Annotated in this window: 9 protein-coding genes; 5 read left to right on the forward strand and 4 right to left on the reverse strand. The window is 72.1% G+C overall.

Annotation, left to right across the window (positions count from 1 at the left end; all coding sequences use genetic code 11):
- The first annotated feature begins 101 nt into the window (after window positions 1-101).
- Both ACQKIP_RS11585 and ACQKIP_RS11590 read left to right on the forward strand, forming a co-directional pair.
- Window positions 102-767, forward strand: coding sequence for a TIGR04282 family arsenosugar biosynthesis glycosyltransferase (locus ACQKIP_RS11585; protein ID WP_365855138.1), 666 nt, complete (start codon window positions 102-104; stop codon window positions 765-767).
- Window positions 764-1456 (forward strand): class I SAM-dependent methyltransferase, encoded by a 693-nt coding sequence (locus tag ACQKIP_RS11590; protein WP_365855140.1) that lies wholly within the window; start codon window positions 764-766, stop codon window positions 1454-1456. The genes ACQKIP_RS11585 and ACQKIP_RS11590 overlap by 4 nt, the downstream gene beginning before the upstream one ends.
- On the opposite strand, the gene ACQKIP_RS11595 is transcribed toward ACQKIP_RS11590, so the two are convergent.
- Window positions 1399-1935 carry a hypothetical protein gene (locus ACQKIP_RS11595; RefSeq protein WP_427742876.1) on the reverse strand — a complete coding sequence of 179 codons (537 nt, stop codon included), beginning with the start codon at window positions 1933-1935 and terminating at the stop codon, window positions 1399-1401. The two genes, ACQKIP_RS11590 and ACQKIP_RS11595, sit on opposite strands and share 58 nt — an antisense overlap.
- The gene (locus ACQKIP_RS11600) at window positions 1902-3173 is read right to left on the reverse strand and encodes a molybdopterin-dependent oxidoreductase (protein ID WP_365855144.1); all 1272 of its coding nucleotides are present in this window, start codon (window positions 3171-3173) and stop codon (window positions 1902-1904) included. The genes ACQKIP_RS11595 and ACQKIP_RS11600 overlap by 34 nt, the downstream gene beginning before the upstream one ends.
- 113 nt (window positions 3174-3286) lie before the next feature.
- Between ACQKIP_RS11600 and ACQKIP_RS11605 the strand changes: the two genes are divergently transcribed.
- Window positions 3287-4645, forward strand: coding sequence for a hypothetical protein (locus ACQKIP_RS11605; RefSeq protein WP_365855146.1), 1359 nt, complete (start codon window positions 3287-3289; stop codon window positions 4643-4645).
- A 1-nt stretch (window position 4646) separates the two neighbouring features.
- On the opposite strand, the gene ACQKIP_RS11610 is transcribed toward ACQKIP_RS11605, so the two are convergent.
- A complete protein-coding gene (locus tag ACQKIP_RS11610) occupies window positions 4647-5909 on the reverse strand; it encodes an MFS transporter (RefSeq protein ID WP_427742878.1) in 1263 nt (420 codons plus the stop codon).
- A 98-nt stretch (window positions 5910-6007) separates the two neighbouring features.
- Between ACQKIP_RS11610 and ACQKIP_RS11615 the strand changes: the two genes are divergently transcribed.
- Window positions 6008-6460: a winged helix-turn-helix transcriptional regulator gene (locus tag ACQKIP_RS11615; protein ID WP_365855150.1), complete on the forward strand. Its 453-nt coding sequence runs from the start codon at window positions 6008-6010 to the stop codon at window positions 6458-6460.
- Here ACQKIP_RS11615 and ACQKIP_RS11620 read toward each other — a convergent pair.
- The gene (locus tag ACQKIP_RS11620) at window positions 6447-7676 is read right to left on the reverse strand and encodes an MFS transporter (RefSeq protein WP_365855152.1); all 1230 of its coding nucleotides are present in this window, start codon (window positions 7674-7676) and stop codon (window positions 6447-6449) included. The two genes, ACQKIP_RS11615 and ACQKIP_RS11620, sit on opposite strands and share 14 nt — an antisense overlap.
- Before the next feature lie 54 nt (window positions 7677-7730).
- Here ACQKIP_RS11620 and ACQKIP_RS11625 point away from each other — a divergent pair, with 54 nt between their 5' ends.
- Window positions 7731-8498 carry an AraC family transcriptional regulator gene (locus tag ACQKIP_RS11625; RefSeq protein ID WP_365855154.1) on the forward strand — a complete coding sequence of 256 codons (768 nt, stop codon included), beginning with the start codon at window positions 7731-7733 and terminating at the stop codon, window positions 8496-8498.
- Window positions 8499-9032 lie beyond the last annotated feature (534 nt).

Genomic DNA, 9032 nt, shown 5'->3' on the forward strand with positions numbered 1-9032 from the left:
CCCGCCACCGCCGCGCGCCCCCGTTCAGGACCCTCCACAGCACGCCCCAACCCGCCCCGCACCCCCGGGGCCGGCCCCCTGCCCGGACTCGGCGGTGCCGCATGATCACCCACGGAACGACCCTCCTCGTCATCGCCAAGGAACCGCTGCCGGGGCGGGTGAAGACCCGGCTGACTCCGCCCTACTCCCCCGAGGAGGCCGCCGAGCTCGCCGCGGCCTCGCTCGCCGACACGCTCGGCACGGTGCTCGCCGCCCCCGCCCGCCGCAGGGTCCTGGTGCTCGAAGGGCGGCCGGGGCCCTGGCTGCCCTCCGGCATCGAGGTGATCCCGCAGTGTGCGGGCGGCCTGGACGAGCGGCTCGCGGCGGCGTTCGGCGCCTGTACGGGGCCGGCCCTCCTGGTCGGCATGGACACCCCCCAGATCACCCCCGCCCTGCTCGCCCCCGCGCTCGGCCCCGACGCCTGGCAGGACTGCGACGCCTGGTTCGGCCCCGCCTTCGACGGCGGATTCTGGGCGCTCGGCCTGGCCGAGCCCGATCCGCGGCTGCTGCGCGGCGTCCCCATGTCGCGGCCCGACACCGGCGCCCTGCAACGGGCCCGGCTCACCGGCGCCGGGCTGAGGGTGCGCGATCTGCCCTGGCTGCGTGACGTCGACACGGCCGACGACGCCGGTGAGGTCGCGGCGGCGGCGCCGCACAGCCGGTTCGCCGCGACCCTCGACCGTCTCGCGGCGACGGCCGGGCACACGGGACGGGACGGCGGCCGATGAGCACCGCACCGCCCGCCACCGGGCTCCGCGGGGCGGCCCCCGCGGCCGCGCCCTGGCACACCGATCCGTACACCAATGCCCTGCGCAACGGCCACGGCCCGCTGTTCCTGCGCCGCAGCGACGGCTGGCTGCTGCCCCTGGACGTCGAACGCTGGTGCGCGAGCGCCGACGCGGCTGACCTCTCCGCGTTGCGCCGCTGCGAGGGCAGCGTCCTCGACATCGGCTGCGGCCCCGGCCGCCTGGTGACCGGGGCCGCGGCCCGCGGCCATCGCGTCCTGGGGGTCGACGTCAGCCAGGCCGCGGTCGACCACACGGTCCGGCTCGGCGGCACCGCGCTGCTGCGGTCCGTCTTCGACGCGCTCCCCGGCGAGGGACGCTGGGGCACGGCTCTGCTTATCGACGGCAACGTGGGCATCGGCGGCGACCCCTCGGCCCTGCTCGCCCGGGTCGCCCAACTCCTGGCTCCCGGCGGCTTGTTGATCGCCGAGACGGCACCGGTGGACGTCGACGAGCGGGTGGAGGTGCACGTCGACGACGGGCACGGCGCGCCGGGCGAGCCGTTCCCCTGGGCCCGCCTCGGCACCCCCGCCCTGCTGCGCCACGCCCGTCCGCCCGGCTGGAGCCGGGTCGATCAGTGGTCCACCGGGGGCCGTTGTTTCCTGGCGCTGCGCCGCGCGCGCCGCACCTGAAGCACCCGGCACAGAGCGGCTCCCGCGAACAGCACGCCCGTGACGACCAGCCACCGGGTGAGGAAGACACCGGCCGGGAGCCCGGTGGAGGATTCGTAGCCCTCCACCTGCCGGGTGACGAGCGGAAACCACACAAGGAACAGCAGCCCGGACAGGAAAGCCGGAACCCGTACGAAGTTGATCCACTCCCTGCGTTCCAGCCGCCCCGCGGCGGTCCGCAGGGCCCGGTCGGCCAGTGCGTACGCGGGCACGAACAGCAGGTCGTGCACCAGCGCCGCGCCGGCGAACCAGACGGCGATCAGCAGCCAGTCGCCGTCCAGGAGGCGCACCCCGGCATACCCGGCGAGCGCGAACGAGGCCAGCAGCACAAGGAGTTGCAGCGGCCCTTCGCCGTACCACCGCCGGAGTCGGTCCACGGGCCGGATTCCTTGCGCGAGACCGCTCATCACAGCTCCCCGAAGGTCAGACGGGACACCCATTTGGTGTTGAGCACTCCGGGCGCGGCCGGAACGATGATCCGCGCCGGATAGCCGTGGTCCGGCGACAGGTCCTCCCCGTTGACGTGCAGGGCGAGGAGGGAGCGCGGATCGCGGACCTGGTTGTCGCGCAGCGCGGCCTTGCGAAAGGCTCCGTGCCGCTGCAAGGACTCCACGAGCACGCCCGGCGGATCCTCGTCGAACCCGGCGAGGGCCGCGAGGTCACGCAGCCGCACGCCGCGCCACCACTGGTCCGACGTCGACCAGCCCTCCACGCAGGCGATGGGCAACGCCGCGCTGTGCAGGCGCAGTTGGAGCAGATCGGTCCGCGAGAGCTTGACCTCTCCGCGTGGTCCGGCGACGACAAGACGCCACAGCTCGCCGGTGTCCTGCCGCTCGATGCCCACCTTCGCGGCCGTCTTGTTGATCTGGAAGCCGTTCGGCCCGCTTCCCGGGTCGCCGCCGCCGTGCGGCGCGAACAACGCGGTGCGGCGCAGGGGCCCGTCCACGGTCTGCCCGGCCGTCGTCACGAACAGCAGGGCGGAGCCCGCACCGACCATGCCCAGCGCCCCCCGCCGGGTCACGGTCGGCTCGGCGGGCCCGGCCGCCACCAGCCCCTCCCCGTCGTCCGGCTCGGGACGCGGGTCCCGCAGCCGTTCGCGCCATCCCTGTTCCCGCAGCACTCGTACGACCTGGGGCAGGCGCAGCACGACGTGGGCCACGAACGCGCCGAAGAACACCCAGGCGCCATAGAAGTGCAGCGGGTAGAACGACCCGGGGAAGAGGTACTCCAACTGGACGTTGAGGACTCCGGTGACGAACTCGAACAGCGCGCCGCCGACCAGGAGGAGCAGCGAGACCCGTTCGAGGGCGTGTCCCGCCGACCGCGCCGGGGGCAGCGCGAAGAGCTTGGGGATCACCGACCACAGCTTCGCGAGCAGCACCGGGACCAGCGTGATGCCGACCGTGACGTGCAGGCCCTGGTTGAGGCGGTAGAGCCAGTGCGGGTCGGTCGGCCAGTCGAAGAGATAGAAGCCGAGGAGGCCCTTGTCCGGTGTCTTGTCGTTGACGGGTGACAGGTTCGGGTTGTACGCCGCGTAGGACAGCAGGCCGGTCACGAACAGGAGCGTGATGCCGGCCAGCAGGACGACACCGAGAACCGAGGTGAGCCACGGCCCGCGCAGCGGGCTGCGCCAGAAACCCGGCGCGGCAGGGGAGGTCACACGTGGTGTGCGGGGCATGGACCGACCGTATGCCGGGTGCTGCCTCCCGACGGGCCCGCGACTCATGACGAAACGCTGACGTCACCCCTCGGAGTCCGGGCACAGGCGTCCCCCGGGCCTAACGTGCAGTCGTGAGCACCACAGAACGCACCGGTCACCGCCGCGACCTGGCCGCTGCCGGAATCGCGGCGCTACTCGTCACCGCGGCCATCGTCGTCGGCTCCTGGATCGAACACACGGACGGCACGCTGCATCTCAACTGGCCGCCGCTGTATGCCCGGTGGGACCCGCACATCGGCCCCGGCACCCCCGCCGCGCTCGCGGTCGCCGCCGCGGTGATCGCGTACGGCCCCTCCCTCGCCGACCGGCTCTCCTGGCGGTCCCTCCTCCTGGGCGCATGGACCGCTGCCCTGGCCTGGATCTGGTCGCTCGCGCTGATCGACGGCTGGCACCGGGGCGTGGCGGAGCGGCTCACCACCAAATACGAATATCTCCAGGTCATCGACCGCTTCCAGGACATCCCGGCGACGCTGCGGGACTTCACGCGCCACATCCTCATCGACTCCCCCGACCACTGGCCGCCCCACACCGCCGGCCATCCGCCGGGCGCCACCCTCACCTTCGTCCTCCTCGACCGTGTCGGACTCGGGGGCGGCGCCTGGGCCGGGGCGTTCTGCATCACCGTGGGCAGCACCGCCGTACTGGCCGTCCTGATCACCCTGCGCGTTCTGGCCGACGAGGAGACCGCCCGCCGGGCGGCGCCCTTCCTCGTGCTGACCCCGGCCGCGATCTGGGTCGGCGCGTCGGCGGACGGCTACTTCGCCGCCGTCACGGCGTGGATGGTCGCCCTGCTCGCGCTGGCGGCGACGCGTACGGTCCGCTCCCCCGCCGCGGCGGCTCTCGGCTCGGGCCTCCTGTTCGGCCTCGTCTGCTACCTCTCGTACGGCCTGACCTTGTTCGTCCTGGTCGCCGCCGCCGTCCTGCTGGTCACCCGCAGCCTGCGCCCGCTCCCGCTGTTCCTCGCGGGAACGGCCGTCGCACCGCTGGTCTTCACGCTCGCGGGCTTCAATTGGTGGGAGGCGTACCACCTGCTCGTCGAGCGCTATTACCAGGGGGCGGCCGGAGTCAGGCCGTACGGCTACTTCGTCTGGGCCAACCTCGCCTGCACGGTGCTCGTCGTCGGCCTGGCGACGGTGGCGGGCCTGCGCAGGGCGGTGGCCTCGGCGCCGGGCGCGCTCACCCGCTTGCGCACCGCCCGCACGACACCGGCCGACCGCCTGACCGTCCTTGTCGTGGCCGCCCTCCTCGCGCTGCTGGCGGCCGACGTCTCGGGCATGAGCAAGGCGGAGACCGAACGCATCTGGCTGCCGTTCGCCACGTTCTTGTCTGCGGCAACGGCACTCCTGCCCGGGGCGACCCGCCGCCACTGGCTCACCGCGCAGGCCGTGCTCGCGCTGCTGCTGAACCATCTGCTCCTGACGGGCTGGTGAGTCATCGCGCCGACTCGCACCGCCGGGCCAGGTGCGAGCCGGTGACCTCCGGGGTGGGGGTGTGGTGCCGGGTGAACGCCCACAGCGTCAGCCCGAGCAGGCTGAACGCGGCACCCAGTGCGCATACCGCGCCCCAGCCCGCCGACTCGTAGAGCGTGGTCGCCGCGATGGCGCCGGTGGCGCTGCCGATCGAGTAGAAGACCATGTATCCGCCGATCAGCCGGCTGCCCGCCTCCGGGTGGAGGTCGTAGATCAGGGTCTGGTTGGTGACATGGACGGCCTGCACGGCGAGGTCGAGAAGGATCACGCCGACGGCCAGGGCCCAGAGCGAGCTGCGGGTGAAGGCCAGGGGCAGCCATGAGGCGGCGAGCAGCGCGAGGGCCGTGCCGGTGGTCCGCCCCGGGAGTCCGCGGTCGTTCAGGCGGCCCGCGACGGTCGCGGCCATCGCACCGGCGACGCCGATCAGGCCCAGCGCTCCGATCGCGCTGTGGGACAGGAAGTACGGGGCCTGGCTGAGCGGCAGCGCGATGCTGCTCCACAGGGTGCTGAAGGCGGCGAAGACCAGCAGACCGTACAACGCCCTTATACGCAGCAGTGGTTCGCGCGCGAACAGGGTGAGCGTGGAGCGCAGCAGCTGTCCGTAGCGCAGGGTGGTCGGCGCAGTGCCGCTGTGGCGGGGCAGCACTCGGTACAGGACCAGGGCGAGCAGCGCGGTGAGCGATGCCGAGGCGAGGTAGACGGAGCGCCAGCCCGCGAGGTCGGCCATGAGGCCGGATGCGGTGCGGGCGAGCAGGATGCCGATGACGACGCCGCTGGTGACCCGGCCGACCACGCGTCCGCGTCCGGCGGGGCGGGCCAGTGATGCCGCGAACGCCACCAGCGTCTGCGTGACGACCGCGAGAAGGCCCGTCGCGGCCATGCCCGCGAGCAGCATCACCGCCGTGCGGGCGGTGGCCACCACGGCCAACGCCGCCACCAGGAGCAGCAGTTGGGCCACGATGAGCCGTCGGCGGTCGGCCACGTCGCCGAGCGGCACGAGGAAGAAGAGACCGAGGCCGTATCCGACGTGCGTGAGGGTGACCACGCTGCCGACGAGTGCCGGGCTCATGCCGAGATCGCGCCCCATGGTCACCAGGAGCGGCTGGGAGAAGTAGACGTTGGCGACGGCGGCGCCGCAGGCGATGGCGAAGAGCGTGACGATGCCGCGGGAGAGGACGTACGCGGATTTCCCCTCGCTGCCTGCGCTGTTGCCGGACATCAGCATCTGCATCCCCTATCTGGTTTCATCTTGCTACCAATGAGCGAGGGCGACGCTAACCCCTTTTGGTAGCATGTTGCAACCACTGCGAGAATGAGGGACCCATGGTGAGCAGAACGCGCTTCGACGACAGCGAATGTCCCGTCGCCCGGTCGGTGGACGCGATCGGCGACTGGTGGTCCCTGCTGATCGTGCGGGACGCCTTCGACGGAAGCCGGCGCTTCGGGGAGTTCCAGCGCAGCCTCGGCGTGGCCAAGAACATCCTCACCGCTCGGCTGCGCGGCCTCGTCGCCGGTGGCGTCCTGGAATCCGTGCCCGCGTCGGACGGCAGCGCCTACCGCGAGTACGTGCTGACCCCGAAGGGCGAGGCGCTCTTCCCCGTCATCGTGGCGCTGCGGCAGTGGGGCGAGCAGAACTTCTTCGCCCCCGGCGAACCGCATTCACAACTGGTCGACCGCCGCGAGGGACAACACCTGCGCGCACTCGAAGTACTGTCCGCCGACGGGCGACGGGTCGGCCCCGAGGACACCACGGTGCACAAGGTCACCGACCCGTGATCCGGCCGCCGGTCGCCGTCGGCCGTACCGCCTCCGCAGGCTGCGGTTCCGGCGATACGGGTGGTTCCGGCTGTGCGGGCGGTACGGGCGGTTCGGGCAGGCTGCGGAACAGCAGCCAGCTCAGTACGGGCATCAGGATCAGCGGCGCCAGGGCGGTCCGCAGGGACGCCGCGTCGGCGACGGCGCCGATCAGCGGGCTCATCAGACCCCCGATGCTGACGGTCAGGCCGAGCGTGATCCCGCTGGCGGTGCCGACACGCGAGGGCAAGTAGTCCTGTCCGAGCGTCACTTGGAGCGAGAACGGTACGTACAGACCGGCCGAGGTCAGCGCCACGAACACATATATCGCGGGGCCGGGCACGAAGACCACTCCCGCGACCGCCCCGGCCGCGACCAGGTACGCGCGGCGCGCGACGGTGACCCGGTCCCAGCGGTCGGCCAGCGTGCCGCCGAGCACGGAACCCACCGCGCCACCGAGGTAGAGCACGAAGAGCGCCGCCGTGCCCGCCGCCGCACTGCCGCCTATGCGCTCCTTTGCGAACAGCGAGAGGAAGGTGCTCAGGCCGACGAAGACGACCGACCGGCACACCACGGCCAGCGACAGCTTCACGAACGACGCCCTGTCGTCCTTGCCCGCCGACACCGGCGTACGGTCCCCGGCGGCCTTCTGCCGCTCCAGCGCACGCAGCACCGGCAGGCACAACACGGCCCCGACGAGCGCCGGGAGCACCAGCAGCGGTGTCAGGCGCAGTCCCCCCGCGGCCATGACCGCGGCGACCATGAGCGGGGCCACCGCGAAGCCGAGGTTGCCGCCGAGCGAGAACCAGCCCATCCCGCTGTGGCTGCCCCGGCTCGCGAGCCGGGCGACCCGTGCGGACTCGGGGTGATAGGCGGCCACGCCGAGTCCGGACACCGCCACGAACACGAGGGTCAGCCCGTAGGAGCCGCTCACCCCGCTCAAGGCGATGCCCAGGCCGCCGAGGAGCGTGCTGACGGGGAGCAGCCAGGGCATCGCCCAGCGGTCGGTCAGGATGCCGAACACCGGTTGGGCCACCGAGGAGAGCAGGGAGGCGGCGAGCACGATGCCCGAGACCGCGGCATAGCTGTAGGCGCGCTCGGCGACGAAGAACGGCACCAGGGAGGCCACGGCGCCCTGGTACAGGTCGACGCAGGCGTGCCCGGCGGACAGCAGGGTGATGGACGCATTTCTTCGCACCCCGTCATGCTCGACGCCCAAGACCGTGACGCACTTCCGATAATCTGCCAGACAATGACGATCATCCGCCATGTACCGACCGCCCCGACCCGCACCCAGTCACTGGCGTCCGGCGCCGCGATCGACACCCACCACCACGACGACCACCAGATCGTCTACGCCGGTCGCGGAGTCCTCGCCGTCACCACCAGCGCCGGTTCCTGGGTCGCCCCCGGCACCCGCGCCCTCTGGATCCCCGCCGGTACGGTGCACGCCCACCAGGCCCACGGCGAACTCGAACTGCACCTCGTGGGACTGCCCGCGACCGAGAACCCGCTCGCCCTTCAGACGCCGACCGTACTCGCGGTGGGCCCGCTGCTGCGCGAACTGATCGTCGCCTACACGCGCACACCGGAGGACGAAGGCAGCGACAAGAACGGCGCCGAAAGCCCCGAACGGTCCCGCCTGCGCGCGGTATTGCTCGACCAACTGCGGGCCTCGCCCCAGGAGCCCCTGCACCTGCCCACGCCGACCGCACCCCTGCTGCGGACACTGTGCGACATCCTGCGCACCGACCCGGCGGACAGCCGCACCCTCGCCGAACTGGGCCGCGAGGTCGGCGCGAGCGACCGCACCCTCTCCCGGCTGTTCCGCGCCGACCTCGGCATGACGTTCCCGCAGTGGCGCACCCAGTTGCGCCTCCACCACGCGCTGGTCCTGCTGGCCGACAACACCCCGGTCACCGCGGTCGCGCACCGGTGCGGGTGGTCGTCCGCGAGCGCGTTCATCGACGTCTTCCGCCGCGCGTTCGGGCACACGCCGGGCGCGCACTCCACGGGGTGAGCCCGGGGTCGACAGTGAGATCGATTCGCTGTCACAACCGGACCGAAGATGGCGTGACTTGACCTTTACTGAACGTAATATTTTTCGCTTCTCGTCTGCACGTTCGGGCCCCCTCCGCCGCCTTATACATGGAGACGCAAGGTGTCTCCGGCGTCGCGAGGGGGGAATCGCGGCGCCCAACCGCAACAGGTACAGGGGAGGACCCCGTGCAGCAGAGTGCTGCAGCGTGGCTCGTTCAGATCGCGCTCGTCATAAGGGTGTTCGGCCCGGATGCCATCCGAGGCAGCCGCCGGATCCTGACCGCCGGCGTCCGCGTCGGAATAACCAACTTGACCAGCTCAGGCCGCCAAAGCCCCGCGGTGCGCTCGGGCGACACCCCGCAGGACACGCCATGAACACCGACAGCGGGGCCGACGAGACGGGCGGAGCGATCGGGGTGCCGCGCAATGTCCCCATAGACCAATGGGACCCGGCCGCGCAGATGGCGTACTGGGCCTTTCACCAGCAGCACCGCCGGCACTACATGCGCTATGC

The organism is Streptomyces sp. NPDC059900, assembly GCF_050270335.1.
GTDB lineage: Bacteria > Actinomycetota > Actinomycetes > Streptomycetales > Streptomycetaceae > Streptomyces.